Annotated in this window: 30 protein-coding genes; 18 read left to right on the forward strand and 12 right to left on the reverse strand. The window is 61.8% G+C overall.

The features are described from left to right. Positions 1–11: 11 nt before the first annotated feature. Entirely contained in the window at positions 12–533 is a 522-nt protein-coding gene (gene yjgA / locus ACF8E5_RS02555; protein ID WP_058637496.1) for a ribosome biogenesis factor YjgA, read from the reverse strand. A gap of 109 nt (positions 534–642) precedes the next feature. Between yjgA and pmbA the strand changes: the two genes are divergently transcribed. From pmbA to ACF8E5_RS02585, 6 genes are all read left to right on the forward strand, one after another. Beyond that, positions 643–1,989 carry a metalloprotease PmbA gene (gene pmbA, locus ACF8E5_RS02560; protein WP_144964403.1) on the forward strand — a complete coding sequence of 449 codons (1,347 nt, stop codon included), beginning with the start codon at positions 643–645 and terminating at the stop codon, positions 1,987–1,989. 159 nt (positions 1,990–2,148) lie between these two features. After that, the gene (locus tag ACF8E5_RS02565; RefSeq protein ID WP_058637550.1) at positions 2,149–2,568 is read left to right on the forward strand and encodes a hypothetical protein; all 420 of its coding nucleotides are present in this window, start codon (positions 2,149–2,151) and stop codon (positions 2,566–2,568) included. Next, complete coding sequence (locus ACF8E5_RS02570) at positions 2,543–3,919, forward strand: class II fumarate hydratase (protein ID WP_392474876.1); 1,377 nt, start codon at positions 2,543–2,545, stop codon at positions 3,917–3,919. The genes ACF8E5_RS02565 and ACF8E5_RS02570 overlap by 26 nt, the downstream gene beginning before the upstream one ends. Positions 3,920–3,946: 27 nt before the next feature. Next, the gene (locus tag ACF8E5_RS02575) at positions 3,947–4,375 is read left to right on the forward strand and encodes a hypothetical protein (protein WP_100852174.1); all 429 of its coding nucleotides are present in this window, start codon (positions 3,947–3,949) and stop codon (positions 4,373–4,375) included. Between the two features lies 1 nt (position 4,376). Beyond that, complete coding sequence (locus tag ACF8E5_RS02580; RefSeq protein ID WP_196185427.1) at positions 4,377–4,988, forward strand: superoxide dismutase; 612 nt, start codon at positions 4,377–4,379, stop codon at positions 4,986–4,988. Positions 4,989–4,999: 11 nt separating this feature from the next. Then, positions 5,000–5,887 carry a ZIP family metal transporter gene (locus ACF8E5_RS02585; protein ID WP_392474891.1) on the forward strand — a complete coding sequence of 296 codons (888 nt, stop codon included), beginning with the start codon at positions 5,000–5,002 and terminating at the stop codon, positions 5,885–5,887. Between the two features lie 85 nt (positions 5,888–5,972). On the opposite strand, the gene ACF8E5_RS02590 is transcribed toward ACF8E5_RS02585, so the two are convergent. The 10 genes from ACF8E5_RS02590 to ACF8E5_RS02635 all read right to left on the reverse strand — a co-directional run bounded on the left by ACF8E5_RS02590 (position 5,973) and on the right by ACF8E5_RS02635 (position 12,986). Then, complete coding sequence (locus tag ACF8E5_RS02590; protein WP_058637501.1) at positions 5,973–6,245, reverse strand: HPr family phosphocarrier protein; 273 nt, start codon at positions 6,243–6,245, stop codon at positions 5,973–5,975. A gap of 19 nt (positions 6,246–6,264) precedes the next feature. Then, positions 6,265–7,119: an RNase adapter RapZ gene (gene rapZ / locus ACF8E5_RS02595; RefSeq protein ID WP_058637502.1), complete on the reverse strand. Its 855-nt coding sequence runs from the start codon at positions 7,117–7,119 to the stop codon at positions 6,265–6,267. Positions 7,120–7,121: 2 nt separating this feature from the next. Further along, the gene (gene ptsN, locus ACF8E5_RS02600) at positions 7,122–7,586 is read right to left on the reverse strand and encodes a PTS IIA-like nitrogen regulatory protein PtsN (RefSeq protein ID WP_027913742.1); all 465 of its coding nucleotides are present in this window, start codon (positions 7,584–7,586) and stop codon (positions 7,122–7,124) included. Between the two features lie 12 nt (positions 7,587–7,598). Continuing rightward, complete coding sequence (gene hpf / locus ACF8E5_RS02605) at positions 7,599–7,907, reverse strand: ribosome hibernation-promoting factor, HPF/YfiA family (RefSeq protein WP_058604411.1); 309 nt, start codon at positions 7,905–7,907, stop codon at positions 7,599–7,601. An 81-nt stretch (positions 7,908–7,988) separates the two neighbouring features. Beyond that, complete coding sequence (locus ACF8E5_RS02610) at positions 7,989–9,482, reverse strand: RNA polymerase factor sigma-54 (protein WP_058637503.1); 1,494 nt, start codon at positions 9,480–9,482, stop codon at positions 7,989–7,991. Between the two features lie 175 nt (positions 9,483–9,657). Next, on the reverse strand, positions 9,658–10,383 hold the full coding sequence (gene lptB / locus ACF8E5_RS02615) for an LPS export ABC transporter ATP-binding protein (RefSeq protein ID WP_058604413.1): 726 nt from the start codon (positions 10,381–10,383) through the stop codon (positions 9,658–9,660). After that, complete coding sequence (gene lptA / locus ACF8E5_RS02620; protein WP_078479051.1) at positions 10,384–10,908, reverse strand: lipopolysaccharide transport periplasmic protein LptA; 525 nt, start codon at positions 10,906–10,908, stop codon at positions 10,384–10,386. Further along, a complete protein-coding gene (gene lptC / locus ACF8E5_RS02625; protein ID WP_196121712.1) occupies positions 10,895–11,467 on the reverse strand; it encodes an LPS export ABC transporter periplasmic protein LptC in 573 nt (190 codons plus the stop codon). Before lptC ends, lptA begins: the two co-directional genes overlap by 14 nt. Before the next feature lie 8 nt (positions 11,468–11,475). Next, positions 11,476–12,000 carry an HAD family hydrolase gene (locus ACF8E5_RS02630; RefSeq protein ID WP_078479049.1) on the reverse strand — a complete coding sequence of 175 codons (525 nt, stop codon included), beginning with the start codon at positions 11,998–12,000 and terminating at the stop codon, positions 11,476–11,478. Positions 12,001–12,011: 11 nt separating this feature from the next. Next, positions 12,012–12,986: a KpsF/GutQ family sugar-phosphate isomerase gene (locus ACF8E5_RS02635; RefSeq protein ID WP_058637505.1), complete on the reverse strand. Its 975-nt coding sequence runs from the start codon at positions 12,984–12,986 to the stop codon at positions 12,012–12,014. A gap of 247 nt (positions 12,987–13,233) precedes the next feature. Between ACF8E5_RS02635 and ACF8E5_RS02640 the strand changes: the two genes are divergently transcribed. The 12 genes from ACF8E5_RS02640 (at position 13,234) to ACF8E5_RS02695 (ending at position 23,151) form a co-directional block, all read left to right on the forward strand. Beyond that, complete coding sequence (locus tag ACF8E5_RS02640) at positions 13,234–14,043, forward strand: ATP-binding cassette domain-containing protein (RefSeq protein WP_023533446.1); 810 nt, start codon at positions 13,234–13,236, stop codon at positions 14,041–14,043. Beyond that, positions 14,043–14,840, forward strand: coding sequence for a lipid asymmetry maintenance ABC transporter permease subunit MlaE (gene mlaE, locus ACF8E5_RS02645; protein WP_058604415.1), 798 nt, complete (start codon positions 14,043–14,045; stop codon positions 14,838–14,840). Before ACF8E5_RS02640 ends, mlaE begins: the two co-directional genes overlap by 1 nt. Then, complete coding sequence (mlaD, locus tag ACF8E5_RS02650) at positions 14,840–15,325, forward strand: outer membrane lipid asymmetry maintenance protein MlaD (RefSeq protein WP_023533426.1); 486 nt, start codon at positions 14,840–14,842, stop codon at positions 15,323–15,325. Before mlaE ends, mlaD begins: the two co-directional genes overlap by 1 nt. 9 nt (positions 15,326–15,334) lie before the next feature. Next, the gene (locus ACF8E5_RS02655; RefSeq protein ID WP_058637506.1) at positions 15,335–15,982 is read left to right on the forward strand and encodes a phospholipid-binding protein MlaC; all 648 of its coding nucleotides are present in this window, start codon (positions 15,335–15,337) and stop codon (positions 15,980–15,982) included. Next, a complete protein-coding gene (locus tag ACF8E5_RS02660) occupies positions 15,979–16,284 on the forward strand; it encodes a lipid asymmetry maintenance protein MlaB (RefSeq protein WP_058637507.1) in 306 nt (101 codons plus the stop codon). Before ACF8E5_RS02655 ends, ACF8E5_RS02660 begins: the two co-directional genes overlap by 4 nt. Positions 16,285–16,401: 117 nt before the next feature. Continuing rightward, entirely contained in the window at positions 16,402–16,641 is a 240-nt protein-coding gene (locus ACF8E5_RS02665; protein ID WP_058637508.1) for a BolA family protein, read from the forward strand. 23 nt (positions 16,642–16,664) lie between these two features. Further along, positions 16,665–17,930, forward strand: a complete 1,266-nt coding sequence (gene murA / locus ACF8E5_RS02670; protein ID WP_058604417.1) for a UDP-N-acetylglucosamine 1-carboxyvinyltransferase — start codon at positions 16,665–16,667, stop codon at positions 17,928–17,930. Between the two features lie 121 nt (positions 17,931–18,051). Beyond that, positions 18,052–18,687 (forward strand): ATP phosphoribosyltransferase, encoded by a 636-nt coding sequence (hisG, locus tag ACF8E5_RS02675; protein ID WP_058604418.1) that lies wholly within the window; start codon positions 18,052–18,054, stop codon positions 18,685–18,687. A gap of 126 nt (positions 18,688–18,813) precedes the next feature. Beyond that, positions 18,814–20,139, forward strand: a complete 1,326-nt coding sequence (gene hisD / locus ACF8E5_RS02680) for a histidinol dehydrogenase (protein WP_145255740.1) — start codon at positions 18,814–18,816, stop codon at positions 20,137–20,139. Between the two features lie 2 nt (positions 20,140–20,141). Further along, a complete protein-coding gene (gene hisC / locus ACF8E5_RS02685; RefSeq protein WP_058637510.1) occupies positions 20,142–21,188 on the forward strand; it encodes a histidinol-phosphate transaminase in 1,047 nt (348 codons plus the stop codon). Positions 21,189–21,309: 121 nt separating this feature from the next. Beyond that, positions 21,310–22,590 (forward strand): CynX/NimT family MFS transporter, encoded by a 1,281-nt coding sequence (locus tag ACF8E5_RS02690; protein WP_392474877.1) that lies wholly within the window; start codon positions 21,310–21,312, stop codon positions 22,588–22,590. A 75-nt stretch (positions 22,591–22,665) separates the two neighbouring features. Then, entirely contained in the window at positions 22,666–23,151 is a 486-nt protein-coding gene (locus ACF8E5_RS02695; RefSeq protein ID WP_392474878.1) for a nuclear transport factor 2 family protein, read from the forward strand. Here ACF8E5_RS02695 and ACF8E5_RS02700 read toward each other — a convergent pair. After that, on the reverse strand, positions 23,130–24,002 hold the full coding sequence (locus ACF8E5_RS02700) for a hypothetical protein (protein WP_392474879.1): 873 nt from the start codon (positions 24,000–24,002) through the stop codon (positions 23,130–23,132). The genes ACF8E5_RS02695 and ACF8E5_RS02700 overlap by 22 nt on opposite strands. Between the last annotated feature and the right edge of the window lie 17 nt (positions 24,003–24,019).

The raw sequence follows: 24,019 nt of genomic DNA on the forward strand, positions 1-24,019 counted from the left end.
CCCCGCCGCGATCAGCGCAGCCCGCGCTGCAGCTCGTCCAGATCGCGAATGTACTTGAACACCTTGCGCGAAGCGGCAGGGGGTTTGTTCCTGGCCTTCTCGTGCTGGGCATGGCGCACCAGCGAGCGCAACTGCTGGCGGTCGGTCTCCGGGTATTCGTTGACGAACCGTTCGAGGTCCTCGTCGTTGCCGTCGATCAATCGATCACGCCAGCGTTCAAGACTGTGGAAACGCTCGTTGTACTGGCGAGTGGAGCTGTCCATCTGTTCCAGCAGGGCATGAATGGCGTCCAGGTCCTGGACACGCATCAGCTTGCCGACGAACGACATGTGGCGTTTGCGAGCCCCATGTGCGGTGTGCTTGCTGGCTTCGGCCAATGCCTTGCGCAGTTCATCGGTCAAGGGCAGGCGCGCCAGGGTATCGGCCTTGAGGGTGGTGAGCCGCTCGCCGAGTTCGACCAGCGCATGCAGTTCGCGCTTGATCTGGGTTTTGCTTTTTTCGCCGTCGAAGGCGTCGTCGTTTGAATCAACCATGGTGGCAGTCCGCTAAAGATCGCCGCCATGATAACCAGTCGGGGGCCGCTTGTCCGGCCCGGCCGTTGAATGGCCCTTGCCGAACGCAGAATTCTGAGTGGAGAAAACCATGAGTGCAGTCCAGAGTATCGGCCCGAACGATCTGCCAGCCTTGCAAGAGCAGGTCGAAGCGATCATTGCCGAGGCCCGCCGCCAGGGCGCCAGCGCCTGCGAGGTGGCGGTGTCGCTGGAGCAGGGCCTGTCCACCACGGTCCGCCAGCGCGAGGTCGAGACGGTAGAATTCAACCGTGACCAGGGCTTTGGCATCACCCTGTACGTGGGGCAGCGCAAAGGCTCGGCCAGCACCTCGGCCAGTGGTCCGGATGCCATTCGCGAAACCGTTGCAGCCGCGCTGGCCATTGCCAAGCACACCTCCGAGGACGAATGCGCCGGGCTTGCCGACGCCGCCCTGATGGCCCGCGATATCCCGGACCTCGACCTTTATCACGACTGGAACCTGGAGCCGGAGAAGGCCATTGAAATGGCCTTGGCGTGCGAAGCGGCTGCATTCGACGCTGATCCTCGGATTCTCAATGCCGATGGCACCTCGCTCAACACCCACCAGGGGTGCAGGGTGTATGGCAACAGCAACGGCTTTGTCGGTGGCTACGCCTCCACGCGTCACAGCCTGAGCTGCGTGATGATCGCCGAGGGCGATGGGCAGATGCAGCGTGACTACTGGTACGACGTCAATCGCCAAGGCCACCTGCTGGCTGACCCGCGCAGTATCGGCATCCGTGCCGCCCAACGGGCTGCCAGTCGCCTGGGCGCACGGCCGGTGCCGACCTGTGAGGTGCCGGTACTGTTCTCGGCCGAATTGGCAGGCGGGCTGTTCGGCAGCTTCCTGTCGGCGGTTTCCGGTGGGAACCTGTACCGCAAGTCTTCCTTCCTGGAGGGCGCCCTCGGCCAACAGTTGTTTCCAGCCTGGCTGACCTTGGACGAGCGCCCTCACATTCCGCGCGCATTGGGCAGCGCAGCCTTCGATGGTGATGGCCTGGCGACCTATGCCAAACCGTTCGTGGACAAGGGCCAATTAGTGTCCTACCTGCTCGGTACCTACTCAGGCCGCAAACTGGGTCTGCCCAGCACCGCCAACTCAGGCGGCGTGCACAACCTGTTCGTCACCCATGGCAGCGACGACCAGGCGGCATTGATCCGGCGCATGGGGCGCGGCCTGTTGGTTACCGAATTGATGGGGCATGGCCTGAACATGGTGACAGGGGACTATTCCCGGGGCGCGGCTGGTTTCTGGATCGAGAATGGGGAGATTCAGCACGCTGTCCAGGAAGTCACCATCGCGGGCAACATGAAGGACATGTTCCAGCAGATCGTGGCCATTGGCAGCGACTTGGAGACCCGTAGCAACATTCACACAGGCTCGGTGCTGATCGAGCGGATGATGGTTGCTGGCAGTTGATCCTTTTCATTTGAGACCGTGGGGCCGCTGTGCGGCCCATCGCGGCGGTCCTATCTATTAACGGCAAAAAATCAATCAGCGGATACTCAACACCATCTACCGGTTGAACTGATTCTATTTATCAATTAATAATGAATATCATTTCACAGCTACACGATGATGATGTTCATGACTACCGCCCTCCGCGAACTGCCCTATCTCGAAAACTGGCGCTGGCTCAGTCGCCGGATCCGCTGTGCCCTCGAGCCCGATGAGCCGCGCCTGATCGAACATTACCTGGCGGAAGGGCGTTACCTGGTGTGCTGCACCCAAACGTCCCCCTGGACCGTGGCATTGACGTCCTTTCGCCTGCTGCTCGATACCGCCTGCGACCGCATGCTGCCTTGGCATTGGCGCTGCCAGTGCCTGGATCAGGCCTGGCGGCCACTGTTGATCCTGCGCAACCTCGACCGGCAGGAGCAGAACCAACGCTGGCAGCCCTATGCCCTGCAACTGGCCAATTGCCGTCTGCTGCCCTCGATTTCCCCCGATGAATTGATGCAAGGATCCGATGATGACCAATACCCGCATCGAGCGTGACAGCATGGGCGAGTTGCACGTGCCGGCAGACGCGCTGTACGGCGCGCAGACCCAGCGTGCGGTCGACAACTTCCCCATCAGTGGCCAGCGCATGCCAGCCCAGTTCATACGCGCGCTGCTGCTGGCCAAGGCCGCGGCGGCCAACGCCAACGTCGAACTGGAGCAGTTGTCCGCGCAGCAAGGCCAGGCGATCGTCACGGCGGTACAGCAACTGCTGGCAGAAGACTTCAGCGTGCATTTTCCGGTCGATGTGTTCCAGACCGGTTCCGGCACCAGTTCCAACATGAACGCCAACGAAGTGATCGCAACGCTGGCCAGCCGGGTCTCCAGCGACGCGGTCAATCCCAATGATCACGTCAATTGCGGGCAGAGCAGCAATGACATCATTCCGACCACCATTCATGTCAGCGCCGCCCTGGCGCTTCACGAGCAACTGCTGCCAGCGCTAAGCCACCTCGTGCAGGTGATCGAAGCCAAGTCGGTCCAGGTTCGTCCGTATATCAAGACAGGCCGCACGCACTTGATGGACGCCATGCCTGTGCGCATGAGCCAAGTGCTCGATGGTTGGGCGGCGCAGGTCACCGGGGCCAAGGCGCATATCGAGGCCACCTTGCCCAGCCTGCAGGCCCTGGCCCAAGGGGGCACGGCCGTAGGCACCGGCATCAATGCCCACCCTGATTTCGCCGCCGGCTTCGCCCGTCACCTCAGCGCGCTGACTGGCGTAGCGTTTCGCCCTGCCCAGAATCTGTTTGCGGTAATCGGCTCCCAGGACACGGCCGTTGCACTGTCCGGCCAGCTCAAGACCACGGCGGTGGCGCTGATGAAGATCGCCAACGACCTGCGCTGGATGAACTCAGGGCCATTGGCGGGCCTGGGTGAAATCGAGCTGCAGGGCTTGCAACCCGGCTCTTCGATCATGCCTGGAAAGGTCAACCCGGTGATTCCTGAAGCCACCGCCATGGTCGCCGCCCAGGTTATCGGCAATGACGCAACGATCGCGGTAGCGGGGCAGTCCGGCAACTTCGAGCTCAACGTCATGTTGCCGGTCATTGCCCGTAACCTGCTCGAAAGCATCGAACTGATGGCCAATGCCAGCCGGTTACTGGCAGACAAGGCCATTGCCACATTCAAGGTCAATGAACACAAACTCAACGAGGCGCTGGCGCGCAACCCGATCCTGGTCACGGCGCTGAACCCGATCATTGGTTACCTCAAGGCAGCCGAAATCGCCAAGGCCGCTTACGCGCAAGGGCGCCCCATCATTGATGTGGCGCTCGAACACACCGACCTTTCCCGTGATCGGTTGCAGGCCTTGCTGAACCCGGAAAAGCTGACCGCCGGTGGTATCTGATGGGTGAAATGGCCCTGGAGGCTCGTCATGCAGCACTGGAAACGCATCACGCAAATCGCCAATCACCTGTTCTCGCAAGGTGAGCTGGTGGACGCTCGCGAACACTACCTCCAGGCCCTGGCATTGGCCCAGGTGCTGTTCACGCGCTGGCAGGATGCCGATGAAGCCGTGGCCTCATTGGTGATTGCGCATCACAACCTGGCCGACTTGCACCTGCGCCTGCAGCAGCCCCATGAAAGCGCCGATTACCTGTGCGCCGTGCACCAACGGCTATTACAGGCCAGTCAGGACGTGTGCCTGCCACGGGCGCTGCGTGATGCAGCACTGCGCCACAGCGCCCGCACCTATACCGAGTTGTTGAGTTTCATCGCCGAACATGGCCAGTACCCGCGCACCGAGCACCTGCTCAATCGGCACAGCGCCTGTTCACTTCAACCTGCCCACGGAGTCCATTGACATGCCCCATGCATTGCCTGCACTGCCCTATGCCTACGATGCGCTGGAACCGCACATCGACACGCAGACCATGGAAATCCATCACACCAAGCATCACCAGACGTACGTCAATGGCCTCAACGCAGCGGTCGAGAACAGCGAATGGGCCGACTGGCCTGTGGAAAAACTGGTGGCGGCGGTCGAGCAGTTACCTGAAAAGATGCGAGGCGCCGTGATCAACCATGGCGGCGGACATGCCAACCACAGTCTGTTCTGGACGGTGATGTCCCCCCATGGTGGAGGTGAACCCCAGGGCGAGGTAGCCCGTGCCATCGAGACACAATTGGGTGGCTTCGAGGCATTCAAGGAAGCCTTCACCAAGGCCGCTCTGACCCGCTTCGGCAGTGGCTGGGCCTGGCTCAGCGTTACACCGCAGCAGACCCTTGTGGTCGAGAGCAGCGGCAACCAGGACAGCCCGTTGATGCAAGGCCATACGCCGATTCTCGGCCTGGACGTCTGGGAGCACGCGTACTACCTGAAGTATCAGAATCGTCGGCCTGAGTACATTGGCGCTTTCTACAACGTCATCGACTGGGCGCAAGTGAACCGCCGCTACCTCGATGCCGTGAAATGAGCCAGGCAGGCATGCGCGCCGAAGTGATGACCGTCAACAGCGTGCGCTTGTTCAGGCTGGCGCTTGGCACCCTGTTGCTGCTGGCCGGCACCGCGCTGTTGGTGGCGCGCGCACTTGCCTGGCTCGACCTGGACCCACGTATGTTGCGGGCGTTGGAGGGCGGCGCGCTATGCGCATTGGGGACGGCCCTGGGTGCGGTCCCCGTACTGGTAATTCGCACCATGCCTGTGGCGCTGGCGGACACCCTGTTGGGCTTTGGTGCTGGCGTGATGCTGGCGGCCACGGCCTTCTCGCTGCTGGTGCCTGGGCTGGAGGCCGCTCAGGCAATCGGCTTTGGGGCTTGGGGAGCCGGCGGCCTCATCAGCGCAGGCCTGCTGACAGGCGCGCTGTGCCTTTATCTGGTGGACTTGAAACTCTCGGCAGGCTCACCCCCAGGGCTGACCTCTGGCGAACCGGTCATCGCCTCGCGCATGTGGCTGTTCGTTTTCGCCATCATCGCCCACAACATTCCAGAGGGCATGGCCATAGGCGTATCAGCGGGCGGGGGCATGGCAGACGCTGATAGCCTGGCAATGGGCATCGCCTTGCAGGATGTACCGGAGGGGCTGGTCATTGCGCTGGTACTTGCCGGCGCAGGCATGTCACGCTTCAAGGCCTTTCTCATCGGCGCCGCCTCCGGTCTGGTGGAGCCAGTGGCGGCCGTTATCTGCGCCTGGCTTGTGAATGTGGCGCAACTGCTCTTGCCGCTGGGCCTCGCCTGCGCTGCAGGTGCGATGCTGCTGGTCGTGACCCAGGAAATCATCCCCGAATCACGCAGCCACGGTAATCACCGCCTGGCCAGCCTGGGGCTGTGCATCGGTTTCTGCCTGATGATGGTGATGGATACTGCGCTGTCCTGAAGCGCCCGCGAGACTTCGGGCGCAAGGAGGAGGGTGGCGCACTTGGCGACGGTCGATGGAAACGCGTGCTGGCCGTGCTGAGGGTTCACTCCCCCTCGTCGAAATAGTTGTTGATCAACTCGACCAGTGCCTCCATGGCTTCACTGTCCTGCTCGCCTTCGGTATGCAGGTAGACCTGAGTGCCTTTGCCCGCCGCCAGCATCATGACCCCCATGATGCTCTTGCCATCGACCAGCTTGTCCGGTGCACGACCCACCCTGACCTGGCAGGGAAAGCGACCGGCAACCCCGACGAATTTGGCTGCCGCCCGGGCATGCAGACCCAGTTTGTTGATGATGGTGATTTCGCGGGCGGGCATGAGCTGGCGGATCCTTGGGCTAGAGGTCGCGGTGGCGAACCTGGACGTTTTTCAAAGATTGCTGGAGCAACTGGCCCAGCCGTTCGGTGAGGTACACCGAGCGATGATGGCCGCCAGTGCATCCGATGGCGATGGTGACATAGGCACGGTTGCTGGCGGCGAACCGTGGCAGCCACTTGAGCAGGTAGCTGGAAATGTCGGTGAACATCTCTTCGACGTCCGGCTGGGCGGCGAGGTAATCAATCACGGGCTGTTCAAGGCCGGAGTGCCCGCGCAGCTCTGGCTTCCAGTAGGGGTTGGGCAGGCAACGCACGTCGAACACCAGGTCGGCATCGACCGGCATACCCCGCTTGAAGCCGAATGACTCCACTAGAAAAGCCGTACCCGGCTCTGGCTTGTCCAACAGGCGTAGTTTGATCGAGTCGCGCAACTGATAGAGATTCAGGCGCGTGGTATCGATCTTGAGGTCGGCCAGATCGGCGATCGGCCCCAGCAAATCCCGTTCGACGCGGATCGCCTCGGCCAGTGAGCGATCAGCATTGGTCAACGGGTGGCGCCGGCGGGTTTCGGAGAAGCGCTTGAGCAACGTGTCTTCGTCGGCATCGAGGTACAGCACGTCGCACTGGATGTGACGGGCACGCGCTTGTTCAAGCAGTTCGGGAAAACGCGACAAATGGCTCGGCAGGTTACGCGCGTCAATCGATACGGCAACCTTGGGCTGCGGCAACTCGGTGTTGAGCAACGCGCTTTCCGCCAACTGCGGCAGCAACCCGGCGGGCAGGTTGTCGATGCAGTAGAACCCGTTGTCTTCAAGGACATCGAGGGCCGTGCTCTTACCGGAGCCTGACCGGCCACTGACGATGATCAAGCGCATGTTCAATGCTCGTTCTGCACGTCCAGGACGACCTGGAACAAGGCCTCGCTGCTCTGGGCTGCACGCAAGCGATCACGAACGTCCTTGCGATCGAGCATGCTGGCTATCTGGCGCAGCAGTTCAAGATGGGCGTCGGTGGCCGCAACCGGAACCAGCAGAACGAAAAGCAGGTCCACGGGCGCGCCATCGATCGCGTCATAATCAATAGGCGCGTCGAGGTGCAGAAGGGCGCTGACCGGTGAGGAGCACCCTTCAAGGCGGCAATGGGGAATGGCGATGCCATTACCGAAACCGGTAGAGCCCAACTTTTCGCGGGCCACCAGTTTTTCGAAGACGTCTTGCATTTCAAGTTCAGGCACTTGATCGGCAATCAGGGTGGCGACCTTTTCAAGGGCGCGCTTCTTGCTGCCGCCCGGCACGTTCACGAGGGAACGGCCGGGGGTCAGGATGGTTTCAAGTCGGATCATGGATGAGGGGGATCAGCGGGCTGCTGCACCTTGCAGCAGGCTTTGCTGTTTTTCCTTGTGTTTTTTCAGTTGGCGGTCGAGCTTGTCGGCCAAGGCGTCGATCGCTGCATACATGTCTTCGTGTTCGGCGTTGGCTACCACTTCACCGCCAGGAATCTGCAAGGTCGCTTCGACCTTCTGCTGCAGCTTCTCGACTTTCATGATGACCTGCACGTTAGTGATCTTGTCGAAGTGACTCTCCACGCGGGCGAGCTTTTCGAGCACGTAATCGCGCATTGGCTGGGTGACTTCTACATGCTGTCCACTGATATTGACTTGCATACAGCTTCTCCTTTTGTTGCCCGTGCATCAAAGAGGCAGGTGTTGCACCTGCCACACAAACGCGGTGGCACATCTCAGGGGCTACATCAATCGCTTGCGCTCGCTCGAGGGTGCGATACCCAGGGACTCGCGGTACTTGGCGACGGTGCGACGGGCGACCTGGATGCCTTGTGCCTCCAGTAAACCAGCGATCTTGCTGTCACTCAATGGCTTTTTCTGATTTTCCGCCGCAACCAGTTTCTTGATGATCGCGCGGATCGCCGTGGACGAGCATTCACCGCCCTCGGAGGTGCTGACGTGGCTCGAGAAAAAGTATTTCAGCTCGTAGATGCCACGCGGCGTGTGCATGTACTTCTGGGTGGTGACCCGGGAAATGGTCGATTCGTGCATGCCCACGGCTTCTGCGATGTCATGCAGCACCAGCGGCTTCATTGCCTCGTCGCCGTGGTCCAGGAAGCCGCGCTGGTGCTCGACGATCTGCGTAGCCACCTTCATCAAGGTTTCATTACGACTTTGCAGGCTCTTGATGAACCAGCGGGCTTCCTGCAGCTGGTTGCGCATGAAGGTGTTGTCGGCACTGGTGTCGGCGCGGCGCACGAACCCGGCGTATTGCGCGTTCACGCGCAGACGTGGCACCGCCTCCTGGTTCAGTTCCACCAGCCATCGCTCGCTGTCCTTGCGCACGATCACATCCGGCACCACGTACTCGGGCTCGCTGGACTCGATTTGCGACCCTGGGCGGGGGTTAAGGCTCTGCACCAGTTCGATGACCTGGCGCAGCTCGTCTTCCTTGAGTTTCATGCGGCGCATGAGCTGGCTGTAGTCGCGGCTTCCCAGCAGATCGATGAAGTCGCTGACCAGGCGCATGGCCTCGGTCATCCACGGGGTGCTGGCCGGCAGCTGGCGCAGTTGTAGCAACAGGCATTCGCCCAGCGTACGGGCGCCCACACCGGCAGGTTCGAATTGCTGGATGCGGTGCAGCACTGCCTCGACTTCGTCCAGCTCGATGTCGAGCTCGGGGTCAAACCCTGCACAAATCTCGTCCAGGCTGTCTTCCAGGTAGCCCTGGTTGTTGATGCTGTCGATCAAGGTGACTGCAATGAGGCGGTCGGTGTCGGACATCGGGGCAAGGTTCAACTGCCACAGCAGGTGGCTTTGCAAGCTCTCCCCAGCCGAAGTGCGGGTAGTGAAATCCCACTCGTCGTCGTCATTGCTCGGCAGGCTGCTGGCGCTTGTCTGGTAGATGTCTTCCCAGGCGGTGTCGACGGGAAGCTCGTTGGGAATGCGTTCGTTCCACTCGCCGTCCTCGAGGTTCTCGGCGCTGGCAGTGGTTTCCTGGAAGCTGTTGTCCTGAACGTCGCTGGTGGGTTTGTTCTCGGCGTTATCCGCCATGGGGTCGGTGTTGTCGAAGTCGTCGCCGTCTTCCTGGCGCTCGAGCATCGGATTGGACTCCAGGGCTTCCTGGATTTCCTGCTGAAGGTCCAGGGTGGAAAGCTGGAGCAGGCGGATGGCCTGTTGCAACTGCGGTGTCATCGTCAGTTGCTGGCCCATTTTTAGGACGAGCGATGGTTTCATGGCAGATGCTTTGTACCTTGTTCGCCGGCGCACATGCGCCTTCCACTACACGAGGGCGCCGGGGCGCCATTTCAAGCAAGATTTATGCCTTAAATTGTAGCGTTTGCCTAGAGCACTGTAACAACTTGGCCCAACTTGTGGGCGTCTTTGTCCGTGCCCAAGGCGCGCGTCTTGATCAAAGCCTGAACTCGTGCCCCAGGTAAACTTCTTTCACCAGGTCATTGGCCAGGATGGTCTGGGCATCGCCCTCGGCGATCAGGCGACCGTCGTTGACGATGTAGGCCGTTTCACAGATATCGAGCGTTTCACGCACGTTGTGGTCCGTGATCAGCACACCGATGCCCTTGGCCTTGAGGTGATGAATGATCTGCTTGATATCGCCGACCGAAATCGGGTCTACGCCTGCGAAGGGCTCGTCGAGCAGAATGAATTTTGGCGCGGTTGCCAATGCCCGCGCAATCTCGACCCGTCGGCGCTCACCACCGGACAGGCTCATGCCCAGGTTGTCGCGAATGTGGGTGATGTGGAATTCCTGGAGCAGACTTTCGAGCGCCTGGCGCTGGCCCTCGCGGTCGAGGTCCTTGCGGGTTTCCAGGATCGCCTTGATGTTGTCGGCCACAGTCAGCTTGCGGAAGATCGACGCTTCCTGCGGAAGATAGCCGATACCGGCCTGGGCGCGACCGTGCATGGGCTGGTGGCTGACATCGAGGCTGTCGATCAGCACGCGCCCCTGATCGGCCTGAACCAGGCCGACGATCATGTAGAAGCACGTGGTCTTGCCGGCGCCGTTGGGGCCGAGCAGGCCGACGATCTGACCGCTGTCGATCGACAGGCTGACGTCTCGCACGACCTGGCGGCCCTTGTAGCTCTTGGCCAGGTGCTGGGCTTTGAGGGTTGCCATTTACTCGGCCTTCTTCTTGGGCTGGATCACCATGTCGATGCGCTGACGCGGCGTGGTTACGTTGCCACCCCGACCGGCAGTGGCCACTTGTGTCTGGGTGTTGTAGACGATTTTCTCGCCTTCGGTGGTGTTGCCTTCGTTCTCCACCTTGGCTCGGTCGGTAAGTACCACCAGGTCTCTCTGGGCCTGGTACTGGATGGTAACGCCCCAGCCTTTCATCTTGTCCGCCTTGGACGCGCTTTGTTGCTGCTCGAAGTAGGCCAGGTTGCCCACCGAAGTAACCACGTCGATATCGCCACCGTTCGTGCGAGTGATGGTCACGGTGTTGCCTTTGATCATCATCGAGCCCTGGGTGATGATCACGTCACCGGTGTAGGTGGCCACGCCTTTCTTGTCGTCCAGGTGCGCATTGTCGGCCTGGATGCGAATCGGCTGGTCACGGTCGTTCGGCAGGGCGAGGGCGCTCGCGCTTCCCAGTGCTGCGCTCAGGCTGAGCAAAAGGGGGAGGGTTTTAACGAGCCTCATACTGTCCTCTTACGTTAGAGAGCAGGTCCATCCTGCCTTCTTTCAGGTACGCTTTCATTCCTTTGCCCGTGGTCGTCCCACCGGCGCCGTCGATTCTAACGGCTTGCTCGGTCTGCGCATATTGCTTCTGCGGGAACACGGTCATGCGCGAGCTGGTGATGATGGTCTCACGCTTCTGTTCGTCAGTGCGGGCAACGCGCACATTGTCGATCAACTCGACCTCGCTGCCATCGGGGTTGACCTCGGCGCGGGTGCTTTGTACATGCCACGGAAACGCCGTGCCGCGGTACAGGTGCAAGTCCGGCGTGGTCAACATCGTGACCTCGCTGGCCTTGAGATGTTCGACTTTGTCGGCGGTCATTTCGTACTGGAGCCTGCCATCGGGCAGAAACTGGACGCTCTGGGCGTTAATGGCGTAGTAGTCGATGGCGCTTTCGTCGACCTGGGCGACTGGCTTCTCCAGGAAACTCTCCGGGCTGACGTTCCAGTAGCCGACGGCCACCAGCAGGGCCGCAATGACCCCGAGCAGCACGATGTTTCTGGCTTTCTTGCTGAACATGGGCAACCTTAAAGGTAGTTGGCGTTGGCAGCATCCAGGGTGCCCTGGGCCTGCATGATGAGTTCGCAGAATTCGCGCGCGGCACCTTCGCCCCCGCGGGCCTGGGTCACGCCATGAGCGTGTTCGCGCACGAACGGCGCCGCATTGGCCACGGCCATGCCCAGTGCCACGCGACGAATGACCGGCAAGTCCGGCAGGTCGTCGCCAAGGTAGGCCACCTGATCATAGCTCAGGCCCAGCTCGGCGAGCAGGCCGTCGAGCACCACGAGTTTGTCCTCGCGCCCCTGATACAGATGCGCGATACCCAGGTTCTTCGCCCTGCGCTCGACGACCGGTGTCTTGCGTCCGCTGATGATCGCGGTGGTGACGCCTGATGCCATCAGCATCTTGATGCCATGCCCGTCGAGGGTATTGAAGGTCTTGAACTCGCTGCCGTCCTCAAGAAAATAGAGGCGCCCGTCGGTGAGCACGCCATCGACGTCGAAGACCGCCAGTTTGACGGTCTTGGCGCGTTGTATCAGATCCTGATTCATCGTGGAGCTCCTCACAGTACGCCAGCGCGCAGCAGATCGTGCATGTTCAGGGCGCCGGTGGGGCGGTCGTGGGCGTCCACCACCACCAGGGCGCCAATCTTGTTGTCTTCCATGATTTTCAATGCCTCGGCAGCCAGCATTTCAGCCCGGGCGGTTTTGCCGTGTACGGTCATCACCTCCTCGATCAAGGCGGTGCGCACGTCGATGTTGCGGTCCAGGCTGCGGCGCAGGTCGCCGTCGGTGAAGACGCCGGCCAGGGTGCCATCGTTTTCGATGATCACGGTCATGCCCAGGCCTTTGCGGGACATCTCGAGCAGGGCGTCCTTGAGCAGCGTGCCGCGCGTGACCCTGGGCAGGTCGTCGCCGGCATGCATCACGTTCTCGACCTTTAGCAGCAGCCTGCGTCCAAGTGCACCGCCGGGGTGCGAGAAAGCAAAGTCTTCGGCCGTGAACCCGCGTGCTTCGAGCAGGGCGATGGCAAGGGCATCCCCCAGTACCAGCGAGGCGGTAGTAGAGGATGTGGGTGCCAGGTTCAGCGGGCAGGCTTCCTGGGCGACGCTGGCGTCAAGGTTGACGTCGGCGGCCTGGGCCAGGGAAGAGGCCGGGTTGCCGGTCAGGCTCACCAGCTTGATGCCCAGGCGCTTGATCAGTGGTAGCAAGGTGATGATTTCGGCAGTGCTGCCGGAGTTCGACAGCGCGAGAATCACGTCGTCGCGGGTGATCATGCCCATGTCGCCGTGACTGGCTTCGGCCGGGTGCACGAAGAAGGCTGGCGTGCCGGTGCTGGCCAGGGTGGCGGCGATCTTGTTGCCGATATGCCCGGACTTGCCCATGCCGACCACCACGACCCGGCCCTTGCTGGCCAGGATCAGCTCGCAGGCCTTGACGAAGTCGTCGCCGATACGCTCGATCAGGGCCGTGACGGCCTCGAGTTCCAGGCGCAGGGTGCGCTGGGCGGATTGGATCAGCTCGCTGGATTGGCTCATGTCGAAAAAGCAGTGTCTGATAAAAAGGCGGCGATTATAGCGGTAATGATTGAAACCCTCACGCTTTCGATTGTCGTAGGCAATATCCCCAAACGCTGTCGACTAGCTGAACAGCGGACGGTACGGCCTTGGGGCGGCGTTCAGAGCGGTGTTATAGTTCGCGGCTATTCGGCCTGGCCCGGGGCGTGTGCCTTCCCGATGAAGGCTGACGTCCACTAGGACAGGGCTGCACTAGCAAGGAGTCTAGATGAGTGTGGATAGCGCCTGCGCGGTCGAGTTGAAGGGGGTTACCTTCAAACGCGGTTCACGCAGCATTTTCAACAATGTCGACATCCGTATCCCACGCGGCAAGGTCACCGGCATCATGGGGCCATCGGGTTGCGGCAAGACCACGTTGCTTCGTCTGATGGGTGCGCAACTGCGCCCTGCAAGCGGGGAAGTGTGGGTGGCCGGGCAGAACCTGCCGGCGCTTTCACGCAGTGACCTGTTCGATGCACGCAAGCAGATGGGCGTGCTGTTCCAGAGCGGCGCCCTGTTCACCGACCTCGATGTCTTCGAGAACGTGGCGTTCCCCCTGCGCGTGCACACCCAACTGCCAGACGAGATGATTCGCGACATCGTGCTGATGAAACTGCAGGCAGTAGGCTTGCGCGGCGCCATCGACCTGATGCCGGACGAACTGTCCGGCGGCATGAAGCGGCGCGTGGCCCTGGCTCGGGCCATCGCACTGGACCCGCAGATCCTCATGTACGACGAGCCCTTCGTGGGCCAGGACCCGATCGCCATGGGCGTGCTGGTGCGCCTGATCCGCCTGCTCAACGATGCCCTGGGCATTACCAGCATCGTGGTGTCCCATGACCTGGCAGAAACTGCCAGCATCGCCGACTACATCTATGTGGTGGGCGATGGCCAGGTGCTGGGGCAAGGTACCCCGGACGAATTGATGGGTTCGGATAACCCGCGCATTCGCCAGTTCATGAAAGGCGATCCCGATGGCCCCGTGCCGTTCCACTTCCCTGCGCCCGATTACCGCGCCGACCTGCTGGGGGCGCGCTGATGCGTCAGAAATCCATTCTTGAACGTGTGCGCCTGCTGGGGCGCTCGGCCATTGACGTGCTGGCGGTGCTGGGGCGGTCCTGCCTGTTTCTGTTCCATGCGCTGGTTGGGCGCGGCGGCATCGGCGGCGGCTTTCAGTTGCTCACTCGCCAACTGTATTCGGTGGGTGTGCTGTCCTTGGCCATCGTGGTGGTCTCGGGCATGTTCATCGGCATGGTGCTGGCCCTGCAGGGCTACAGCATCCTTACAAAGTACGGCTCCGAGCAGGCGGTAGGGCAGATGGTCGCCCTGACCCTGCTGCGCGAACTGGGCCCGGTCGTTACCGCCTTGCTGTTCGCAGGCCGGGCCGGTTCTGCTCTGACGGCCGAGATCGGCAACATGAAGTCGACCGAGCAGCTTTCCAGCCTCGAGATGATCGGCGTCGACCCCCTCAAATACATTGTTGCGCCGCGCCTATGGGCAGGGTTCATCTCGCTGCCGTTGCTGGCGCTGATCTTCAGCGTGGTCGGTATCTGGGGTGGCTCGTGGGTGGCGGTCGACTGGCTGGGCGTCTACGAGGGGTCTTTCTGGGCCAACATGCAGAACAGTGTCTCCTTCACCGACGATGTGCTCAACGGGCTGATCAAGAGCCTGGTGTTCGCCTTCGTTACTACCTGGATTGCCGTGTTCCAAGGGTACGACTGCGAGCCCACTTCTGAAGGGATCAGCCGTGCCACTACCAAGACCGTGGTCTATGCCTCGCTGGCTGTACTGGGTCTGGACTTTATTCTGACCGCTTTGATGTTTGGAGATTTCTGATGCAAAACCGCACCCTGGAAATCGGTGTCGGCCTGTTCCTCCTGGCCGGCATTCTGGCGTTGCTGATGCTGGCCCTGCGTGTCAGTGGCCTATCGGCCAGCCCGGCCACCGATACGTACAAAGTCTATGCCTACTTCGACAACATCGCCGGTTTGACTGTCAGAGCCAAGGTGACCATGGCCGGGGTTACCATCGGCAAGGTCACCGCCATCGACCTGGACCGTGATTCGTACACCGGTCGGGTGACGCTGCAACTGGACAAGTCGGTGGATAACCTGCCGACCGACTCCACGGCGTCGATCCTGACGGCCGGGCTGCTTGGCGAGAAATACATCGGTATCAGCGTGGGCGGTGAGGAAGACGTACTCAAGGAGGGTGCGACCATTCACGACACCCAGTCGTCGCTGGTACTCGAAGACCTGATTGGCAAGTTCCTGCTCAACTCCGTTGGCAAGGAACCCAGAGACGCGCAACCGGACAACTGAGGAGTTTCCATGATATCGATTCTGCGACGTGGCCTGCTGGTTCTGCTGGCGGCTTTCCCCTTGCTGGCCGTGGCGGCACAATCGCCCCACGATGTAATCCAGAGCACCACCAACGAGCTGTTGACTGATCTGAAGGCCAACAAGCAGCAGTACAAGGCCAACCCCAATGCGTTCTACGAGTCGCTCAATCGGATTCTCGGTCCGGTGGTCGATGCCGACGGTATCTCCAGGAGCATCATGACCGTCAAGTATTCGCGCAAGGCCACGCCTGAGCAGATGCAGCGTTTCCAGGAAAACTTCAAGCGCAGCCTGCTGCAGTTCTACGGCAATGCCCTGCTCGAATACAACAACGAAGGAATCGTGGTCGACCCGACCAAGGCCGATGATGGCAAGCGTGCCAGTGTTGGCATGAAGGTCACCGGCAACAACGGCGCGGTATACCCGGTGCAGTACACGTTGCAGAACATCGCTGGCGAGTGGAAGGTCCGCAATGTGATTGTCAACGGCATCAACATCGGCAAGCTGTTCCGTGACCAGTTCGCCGATGCCATGCAGCGCAACGGCAACGACTTGGACAAGACCATCGACGGCTGGGCCGGTGAAGTGGCCAAGGCCAAGCAGAGCGCCGACAGCTCGCCGGAAAAGGCTGTCAAATGAGCCAGGCCGCCACCGCAAGCATGACCGAGCCTGGCGTACTGCGCCTGGCCGGCGTGCTGGACTACCGCAGTGGCCCTGCGCTGCGCAAGCAGGGCCAGGCGCTGATCAAGGCCAGCGGTGACGCGCAGTTGATCATCGACTGCACGGCTGTGGAGCGCTCCACGAGCGTGGGTCTGTCGCTGTTACTGGCTTTCCTGCGCGACGCCCAGGCCGCTGGCAAGCGTTGCCAGGTGCGTGGCATGCCTGATGACATGCGCGACATCGCCCAGGTTTATGACCTCGACGAGGTGCTGGCGAGCTGAAGCGCTAGCGGTAGAATCGCCCCTCGGTCAGTGAACCCCTTCGTTGGGCTTCGCAGGCGAGGGGCTTTTTTGTATGATGGCCGACCCGTGCGCATCGGGCGCCGATTGAGGTTGAGCATGCAGGCCCTAGAAGTTAAAAGCTTCCTTGAAGAAAAATTGCCGGGTTCCCGGGTCGAAGTTGAAGGCGAAGGCTGCAACTTCCAGTTGAACGTGATCAGCGACGAGCTGGCTGGCCTTAGCCCGGTCAAGCGTCAGCAGGCGATCTACGCCCACCTCAATCCATGGATCGCCGATGGCAGCATTCATGCGGTAACCATGAAATTTTTCAGCAGCGCAGCTTGGGCTGAGCGCACCTGAGCCACAAGGCGGCGAGATTCCAAATGGACAAACTGATTATCACTGGTGGCGCTCGTCTTGACGGCGAGATCCGCATTTCGGGTGCGAAAAACGCCGCCCTGCCGATCCTGGCCGCCACCTTGCTGGCCGATGGCCCGGTCACCGTAGGCAACCTGCCGCACCTGCACGACATCACTACCATGATCGAGCTGTTCGGGCGCATGGGCATCGAGCCTGTGATCGACGAAAAGCTGGCTGTGGAAATCGACCCGCGCAGCATCAAGACCCTGGTCGCGCCGTATGAACTGGTCAAGACCATGCGTGCCTCGATCCTGGTGCTCGGCCCCATGGTCGCCCGCTTCGGTGAAGCCGAAGTGGCCTTGCCCGGCGGTTGCGCCATTGGCTCACGCCCGGTCGACCTGCACATCCGCGGCCTGGAGGCCATGGGGGCAACGATCGAAGTCGAGGCCGGCTACATCAAGGCCAAGGCGCCTGAAGGCGGGCTGCGTGGTGCGCACTTCTTCTTCGATACCGTCAGCGTGACCGGCACCGAGAACATCATGATGGCCGCAGCCCTGGCCAAAGGCCGCAGCGTGTTGCAGAACGCCGCGCGCGAGCCTGAAGTGGTCGACTTGGCCAACTTCATCAATGCCATGGGCGGTAACGTGCAGGGCGCGGGCACCGACACCATCACCATCGATGGCGTGGAGCGTTTGGGTTCGGCCAACTACCGGGTCATGCCCGACCGTATCGAGACCGGTACCTACCTGGTCGCCGCTGCCGTGACCGGTGGCCGCGTCAAGGTCAAGGACACCGATCCAACCATCCTTGAAGCCGTACTGGAAAAACTCAAGGAAGCCGGTGCCGATATCAACACCGGCGCGGACTGGATCGAGCTGGACATGCACGGCAAGCGGCCCAAGGCTGTCAACCTGCGCACCGCGCCCTATCCTGCGTTCCCGACCGACATGCAGGCGCAGTTCATCTCGCTCAACGCCATCGCCGAAGGCACTGGCGCTGTCATCGAGACAATCTTTGAAAACCGCTTCATGCACGTGTATGAAATGCACCGTATGGGCGCGCAGATCCAGGTCGAGGGCAACACGGCCATCGTCACTGGCGTCAATGCGCTCAAGGGCGCCCCGGTCATGGCCACCGACTTGCGCGCATCGGCCAGTCTGGTACTGTCGGCCCTGGTTGCCGAGGGCGACACCCTGATTGATCGCATCTACCACATCGACCGTGGTTACGAGTGCATCGAGGAAAAACTGCAGATGCTGGGCGCGAAGATCCGTCGCGTTCCGGGCTAGGAGCCCGTTGGCGCAGTGTAGGAAGGCTTGCAGCCTCGCTTGCCCTGCCTGTGCCTCATGAATTGAATGCCGCCAGGTCGTTGACCTGGCCAGCAGTAGCCGCTTAAGGACTGACGTTCCAATGCTGACCATCGCGCTTTCCAAAGGCCGAATTCTCGACGATACCCTGCCGTTGCTGGCCGAAGCCGGTATCGCACCTACCGAGAACCCGGACAAGAGCCGCAAGCTGATCATTCCCACCACGCAGGACGACGTACGCTTGCTGATCGTGCGTGCCACCGACGTGCCGACCTATGTCGAGCATGGCGCCGCCGACCTGGGCGTGGCCGGCAAAGACGTGCTGATGGAGTACGGCGGCCAAGGCCTCTACGAACCGCTGGACCTGCAGATTGCTCGCTGCAAGCTGATGACGGCCGGGGTGGTCGGTGCGCCAGAGCCCAAGGGGCGTCTGCGGGTGGCCACCAAGTTCGTCAACGTGGCCAAGCGTTACTATGCCGAGCAAGGCCGCCAAGTCGACATCATCAAGCTGTACGGTTCCATGGAGCTGGCGCCGCTGATCAACCTGGCCGACAAGATCATCGACGTGGTCGATACCGGTAACACCTTGCGTGCCAACGGCCTGGAACCCCAAGAGATGATCGCCGACATCAGTTCCCGCCTGGTGGTCAACAAGGCCTCCATGAAAATGCAGCACGCCCGCATCCAAAGCCTGATCGACACCCTGCGCAAAGCGGTCGAATCGCGACACCGCGGCTGACTTCTGCGCGCGACCTTTGCTGTCGCGCCCGTCTATCCGCGTCATAGCCACTTTTCTCAGGTGCCCGCGCGGATGGACTGGTAGCCTAGGGCGCCTGAGCATTCGCTATCAACCGAGGCCCTCGCCATGACCGTGTCCACTGCAATTGCCCGTCTCAACGCTGCTGACCCGGACTTCGCCCGACATCTGGATCATCTGCTGAGCTGGGAGAGTGTGTCCGATGAGGCGGTCAACCAGCGCGTGCTCGACATCATCAAGGCTGTGCGCGAGCGCGGCGACGACGCCTTGGTAGAGTTCACCCAGCGCTTCGATGGCCTGCAAGCCGACTCCATCCAGGACTTGATCCTCGATCATCAGCGGCTTGAGCTTGCACTGACGCGCATCACCGACACCCAGCGTGCGGCCCTTGAAAAAGCCGCCCAGCGCGTGCGCCTTTACCACGAGCGGCAAAAACAGGACTCCTGGCAGTACACCGAAGCCGATGGCACAGTGCTGGGCCAGAAGGTTACCCCGCTGGATCGCGCCGGGTTGTACGTACCTGGCGGCAAGGCGTCCTACCCCTCATCCGTGCTGATGAACGCCATTCCAGCCAAGGTGGCGGGTGTGGGCGAGGTGGTCATGGTGGTGCCCACACCGCGTGGCGAGGTCAACGAACTGGTGCTGGCCGCGGCCTGTATCGCCGGTGTCGATCGGGTGTTCACCGTCGGTGGCGCCCAGGCGGTGGCTGCCCTGGCCTATGGCACTGCCAGCGTACCCAAGGTCGACAAGATCGTCGGCCCGGGCAACATCTATGTCGCCACGGCCAAGCGTCATGTGTTCGGGCAGGTCGGGATCGACATGATCGCCGGCCCCTCCGAGATCCTGGTGGTGTGTGACGGCCAGACCGATCCTGACTGGATCGCCATGGACCTGTTCTCCCAGGCCGAGCACGACGAGGACGCCCAGGCCATCCTGGTAAGCCCGGACGCCGCTTTCCTCGACCGCGTCGCGGCGAGCATCGACAAGCTGCTGCCGACCATGGAGCGGGCCGACATCATCGAGAAGTCGGTCAATGGGCGGGGTGCATTGATCCAGGTGCGCGACATGCAGCAGGCCATTGAGGTGGCTAACCGTATCGCGCCTGAGCACCTCGAGTTGTCAGTGGCAAATCCACAGGCGTGGCTGCCGCACATCCGTCATGCCGGCGCCATCTTCATGGGGCGTCACACCAGCGAGGCGCTGGGTGACTACTGCGCGGGCCCGAACCATGTATTGCCCACCTCCGGCACTGCACGCTTCTCGTCGCCGCTGGGGGTCTATGACTTCCAGAAACGTTCATCGATCATCTTCTGTTCGGAGCAGGGCGCGTCCGAACTGGGGCGCACGGCCTCCGTGCTGGCCCGCGGCGAGTCGCTGACCGCTCACGCGCGCAGCGCCGAATACCGCATTCTGACTACCGAGAAGGGGAACTGAACATGAGTCGATTCTGGAGCCCTTTCGTCAAGGCGCTGGTGCCCTATGTCCCTGGTGAGCAACCCAAGCTTGCCCGCCTGGTCAAGCTGAACACCAACGAGAACCCCTATGGCCCGTCGCCCAAGGCGCTCGAAGCCATGCGCGGTGAAATCAACGACAGCCTGCGCCTTTACCCTGATCCCAATGGCGATCACCTGAAGCAGGCGGTAGCGGACTACTACGGCATCACCGCTGCCCAGGTGTTTGTCGGCAACGGCTCGGACGAGGTGCTGGCGCACATCTTCCATGGCCTGTTCCAGCACGATGCACCTCTGCTGTTCCCAGACATCAGCTACAGCTTCTATCCAGTGTATTGCGGGCTGTACGGTATTGCCTACGAGCAGGTGCCTCTGGACGAGCAGTTCCAGATTCGCGTCGAGGATTACCGCAAGCCCAATGCCGGCATCATTTTCCCCAATCCCAATGCGCCGACTGGCTGCCTGATGCCGTTGCAGGCCATCGAGCAGCTGTTGCAGCAGAACCCGGATTCGGTGGTGGTCGTCGATGAGGCCTATATCGATTTCGGCGGTCAGACGGCGATCAGCCTGGTAGGCCGTTACGACAATTTGCTGGTCACCCAGACCCTGTCGAAATCGCGCTCCCTGGCCGGCCTGCGGGTGGGCCTGGCGGTAGGTCATCCGGACCTGATCGAGGCGCTGGAGCGGATCAAGAACAGTTTCAACTCCTACCCGCTGGACCGCGCCGCCATCGTCGGTGCGGCAGCGGCATTCGCCGATCGCGCTTATTTCCAGCAGACCTGCCAGAAAGTGATCGACAGTCGCGAATCGCTGGTGGGCGAGTTGCAAGCGCGTGGCTTCGAGGTGCTGCCATCGGCAGCCAACTTCGTCTTCGCCCGCCATCCCCAACACGATGCCGCCGCCCTCGCAGCCCGGCTACGCGAGCAAGGGGTGATCGTGCGTCACTTCAAGCAGGCGCGGATCGATCAGTTCCTGCGCATCACCATTGGCACTCCTGAAATGAATCAGGCGTTGCTCGACGCCCTGGTCTGACGCCGTTGCGTTCGCCATGTCCTGCAAGGGTCATGGCGAATGCCTTTTTCAAGGTTATCGAACCACGAGTGCGGACCAGGCGACGCACCTGATCCTGCTCGCCTTCTGACACGAGTTACCAATGCCTGAACCTAGAACGCCCAAAACCCCCGCAGTGGATCCTGACCGCGACCCGTTGCTCATCGACGCCGAGGCGGACGACGAGCAGGTACAGCGCCAGCCGCCGATCAGGCACAAGCCCTGGCTGCTGTTACTCGGCCTGGTACTGGTGGCCTTGAACCTGCGCCCTTCGTTGTCGAGCATGGCGCCGGTGCTGGGGCAGGTTTCCGACGGGCTGGGGCTCAGCGCAGCGCAGGCAGGCCTGCTGACGACATTGCCGGTGCTGTGCCTGGGCTTGTTCGCGCCGCTCGCGCCCATGCTGGCGCGCCGTCTGGGCAGCGAACGGGTGGTGCTGGGCATTCTGGCGACCTTGGCGCTGGGCATCGTACTGCGCAGTGTCCTGGGCACGACAGGTCTGTTTCTGGGCAGCCTGGTGGCCGGTGCCAGTATCGGCATCATCGGTGTACTGCTGCCGGGTATCGTCAAGCGCGACTTTCCACAGCATGCCGGCACGCTGACCGGCGTCTATACCATGGCGCTGTGCCTGGGGGCGGCGATGGCGGCGGGGGCGACCGTGCCGTTGGCGCACGCGTTGGGCGACAACTGGGCCCCGGCACTGGGGTTCTGGATGCTACCGGCCGTGCTGGCCATGCTGGTATGGCTGCCGCAGGCGCGCAACGGTCATGGCGTGCACAAGGTCGCCTATCGCGTGCGTGGCCTTTGGCGTGATCCGCTGGCATGGCAGGTCACGCTGTACATGGGGCTGCAGTCCTCGCTCGCCTACATTGTCTTCGGCTGGCTGCCCTCGATTCTGATTGGCCGCGGCCTCAGTCCAACCCAGGCGGGCCTGGTGCTGTCGGGGTCGGTGATCATGCAGCTGGTCAGCTCGCTTGCGGCACCTTGGCTGGCCACCCGTGGGCGTGATCAGCGCCTGGCGATCGTGGTGGTCATGCTGGTGACCCTGTGCGGGCTGTTCGGCTGCCTCTACGCACCCTTGTCGGGGCTGTGGGGCTGGGCAGTGCTGCTGGGCCTGGGCCAAGGCGGCACGTTTGCCCTGGCTCTGACCTTGATCGTGCTGCGCTCAAGGGATGCGCATGTGGCGGCGAACCTCTCCAGCATGGCTCAGGGCGTTGGCTACACGCTGGCGTCGATGGGCCCGTTCGCCGTGGGCCTGGTGCATGACCTGACCGGAGGCTGGAATGCTTTGGGTTGGGTGTTTGCCGTGCTCGGTGCAGGGGCCATCGTGTTCGGCCTGGGGGCCGGGCGCGCGTTGCATGTGCAGGTTACCAGCGAGAAGGTCTGATAGCTTCGCGGTGGTACTGGCGTAACCCGGCGAGGCAGATTATCGTGCGGTTTTCACCCTCAGGAAGCCCCTTTGATGAGCGATGCCAACCGCGAGTTGATCACCCGTTTCTACCAGGCTTTCCAACGGCTTGATGCCCAGGCCATGGTCGCCTGTTACAGCGATGACGTGGTGTTCAGTGATCCGGTCTTCGGCACGCTGCGTGGCAAGGACGCCGACGACATGTGGCGGATGCTGACCCGGCGCGCCAAGGATTTCTCCCTGCGCTACGACAACGTGCGTGCCGATGAGCGCGGTGGTTCGGCGCAATGGATTGCCACTTACGTCTTCGCCCAGACCGGACGAGGCGTGGTCAACACCATCCAGGCACGTTTTGAAATCCGCGATGGGCTGATACACCGGCATGAAGACAACTTCGACCTGTGGGCCTGGTCCCGCCAGGCCTTGGGTGCGCCAGGGCTGCTGCTGGGCTGGACACCCTGGCTGCAAGCGAAAGTACGCCACCAGGCATTCAAGGGCTTGCGCGCGTACCAGCACGCTCAAGGGGCGGCGACCGCCTGATCAGGCTCATGATAGGTGAACGTGGCACGCTCGCCGGCCTGCCAGGGTAGCCGTATCTTGATCACGGGTATGAAGCCGCCATGGGTGCGGTGCCAGTCTTTTTGATCAGCTTGAGCTTGCTCCAGGGCACCGTACTCCCCGTCGATGTAGAAGAATGACTGGATGGGCAAATCGCCCGCGTGGGCTTCATCCCAAGCGCCGATTACTACCTCGTTCCAGACAAAGGGCAGCTCGTCAGCAAACAGGCGTTGCGCGCGCAGGGTCTGGTGGAAGGCTTGTGCACGTTCCGGTACGCGCGCCCGGCGTATGTCGAAGGCGCATTGACGCTTATAGTCGCCGGTCAGCCTGAAGCGTGCGATCCAGTCTTCGGCCGTATGCACGCCTTGCTCATGGCAGGCCGCTTCACGTTCGGGTGTCTGTCGATTGTCACCGCATCCCCGGTTGTCTCGTTCCCATGTGTCGCCGTCGGTGGGCCATGCGCAGAGCATTTCATAGCGCAGGGAGCCGGCGGGTCGCTGCAACAGCGGATACAAGGTGAAGCCACTGCGACCATCGGCGGGCAGGCCAGTGGTCGGCAAGTCACTGCGCAGGTAGGAAAACGAAACACCACCTTTGTCCTTGCTGTTCTGGCTATGATGCCAGGTGTGATAGTGCGGGGATGGAAGCGTGGATCTCAGCAAGACGCCGGAGCAGGCATGGGCCGGCACGGCATTGCCCTCGCACTGGGTGGGGATGGCGTTATAGTTTTCCTGCATGCGGGCGGCGGTCTGGGCGCCAATCGAAGCCTGTGCGCTGGCGGTTGCAGCGAGTAGCGCAGTGGCCAGCAGTGAACGAATCTGTGAATGGAGCATGGTGAGCCCTCGTCGAG

It is taken from the genome of Pseudomonas sp. WSY_20, from assembly GCF_043104335.1.
Lineage (GTDB): Bacteria > Pseudomonadota > Gammaproteobacteria > Pseudomonadales > Pseudomonadaceae > Aquipseudomonas > Aquipseudomonas parafulva_B.

Excerpts from the sequence above, each read along its gene's own strand:
- murA (WP_058604417.1), top strand. The coding sequence starts at position 16,665 with ATGGACAAACTGATTATCACTGGTGGCGCTCGTCTTGACGGCGAGATC.
- ACF8E5_RS02575 (WP_100852174.1), top strand. The coding sequence starts at position 3,947 with ATGCAGCACTGGAAACGCATCACGCAAATCGCCAATCACCTGTTCTCG.
- ACF8E5_RS02570 (WP_392474876.1), top strand. The coding sequence starts at position 2,543 with ATGACCAATACCCGCATCGAGCGTGACAGCATGGGCGAGTTGCACGTG.
- rapZ (WP_058637502.1), bottom strand. The coding sequence starts at position 7,119 with ATGCGCTTGATCATCGTCAGTGGCCGGTCAGGCTCCGGTAAGAGCACG.
- ACF8E5_RS02590 (WP_058637501.1), bottom strand. The coding sequence starts at position 6,245 with ATGCCCGCCCGCGAAATCACCATCATCAACAAACTGGGTCTGCATGCC.
- mlaE (WP_058604415.1), top strand. The coding sequence starts at position 14,043 with ATGCGTCAGAAATCCATTCTTGAACGTGTGCGCCTGCTGGGGCGCTCG.
- pmbA (WP_144964403.1), top strand. The coding sequence starts at position 643 with ATGAGTGCAGTCCAGAGTATCGGCCCGAACGATCTGCCAGCCTTGCAA.
- ACF8E5_RS02580 (WP_196185427.1), top strand. The coding sequence starts at position 4,377 with ATGCCCCATGCATTGCCTGCACTGCCCTATGCCTACGATGCGCTGGAA.
- lptB (WP_058604413.1), bottom strand. The coding sequence starts at position 10,383 with ATGGCAACCCTCAAAGCCCAGCACCTGGCCAAGAGCTACAAGGGCCGC.
- mlaD (WP_023533426.1), top strand. The coding sequence starts at position 14,840 with ATGCAAAACCGCACCCTGGAAATCGGTGTCGGCCTGTTCCTCCTGGCC.
- hisC (WP_058637510.1), top strand. The coding sequence starts at position 20,142 with ATGAGTCGATTCTGGAGCCCTTTCGTCAAGGCGCTGGTGCCCTATGTC.
- hisG (WP_058604418.1), top strand. The coding sequence starts at position 18,052 with ATGCTGACCATCGCGCTTTCCAAAGGCCGAATTCTCGACGATACCCTG.
- ACF8E5_RS02700 (WP_392474879.1), bottom strand. The coding sequence starts at position 24,002 with ATGCTCCATTCACAGATTCGTTCACTGCTGGCCACTGCGCTACTCGCT.
- ACF8E5_RS02695 (WP_392474878.1), top strand. The coding sequence starts at position 22,666 with ATGAGCGATGCCAACCGCGAGTTGATCACCCGTTTCTACCAGGCTTTC.
- ACF8E5_RS02665 (WP_058637508.1), top strand. The coding sequence starts at position 16,402 with ATGCAGGCCCTAGAAGTTAAAAGCTTCCTTGAAGAAAAATTGCCGGGT.
- ACF8E5_RS02635 (WP_058637505.1), bottom strand. The coding sequence starts at position 12,986 with ATGAGCCAATCCAGCGAGCTGATCCAATCCGCCCAGCGCACCCTGCGC.
- ACF8E5_RS02655 (WP_058637506.1), top strand. The coding sequence starts at position 15,335 with ATGATATCGATTCTGCGACGTGGCCTGCTGGTTCTGCTGGCGGCTTTC.
- ACF8E5_RS02690 (WP_392474877.1), top strand. The coding sequence starts at position 21,310 with ATGCCTGAACCTAGAACGCCCAAAACCCCCGCAGTGGATCCTGACCGC.
- lptA (WP_078479051.1), bottom strand. The coding sequence starts at position 10,908 with ATGAGGCTCGTTAAAACCCTCCCCCTTTTGCTCAGCCTGAGCGCAGCA.
- ACF8E5_RS02660 (WP_058637507.1), top strand. The coding sequence starts at position 15,979 with ATGAGCCAGGCCGCCACCGCAAGCATGACCGAGCCTGGCGTACTGCGC.
- ACF8E5_RS02585 (WP_392474891.1), top strand. The coding sequence starts at position 5,000 with ATGCGCGCCGAAGTGATGACCGTCAACAGCGTGCGCTTGTTCAGGCTG.
- ACF8E5_RS02565 (WP_058637550.1), top strand. The coding sequence starts at position 2,149 with ATGATGTTCATGACTACCGCCCTCCGCGAACTGCCCTATCTCGAAAAC.
- hpf (WP_058604411.1), bottom strand. The coding sequence starts at position 7,907 with ATGCAAGTCAATATCAGTGGACAGCATGTAGAAGTCACCCAGCCAATG.
- ACF8E5_RS02640 (WP_023533446.1), top strand. The coding sequence starts at position 13,234 with ATGAGTGTGGATAGCGCCTGCGCGGTCGAGTTGAAGGGGGTTACCTTC.
- yjgA (WP_058637496.1), bottom strand. The coding sequence starts at position 533 with ATGGTTGATTCAAACGACGACGCCTTCGACGGCGAAAAAAGCAAAACC.
- ACF8E5_RS02610 (WP_058637503.1), bottom strand. The coding sequence starts at position 9,482 with ATGAAACCATCGCTCGTCCTAAAAATGGGCCAGCAACTGACGATGACA.
- ptsN (WP_027913742.1), bottom strand. The coding sequence starts at position 7,586 with ATGATCCGACTTGAAACCATCCTGACCCCCGGCCGTTCCCTCGTGAAC.
- ACF8E5_RS02630 (WP_078479049.1), bottom strand. The coding sequence starts at position 12,000 with ATGAATCAGGATCTGATACAACGCGCCAAGACCGTCAAACTGGCGGTC.
- hisD (WP_145255740.1), top strand. The coding sequence starts at position 18,814 with ATGACCGTGTCCACTGCAATTGCCCGTCTCAACGCTGCTGACCCGGAC.
- lptC (WP_196121712.1), bottom strand. The coding sequence starts at position 11,467 with ATGTTCAGCAAGAAAGCCAGAAACATCGTGCTGCTCGGGGTCATTGCG.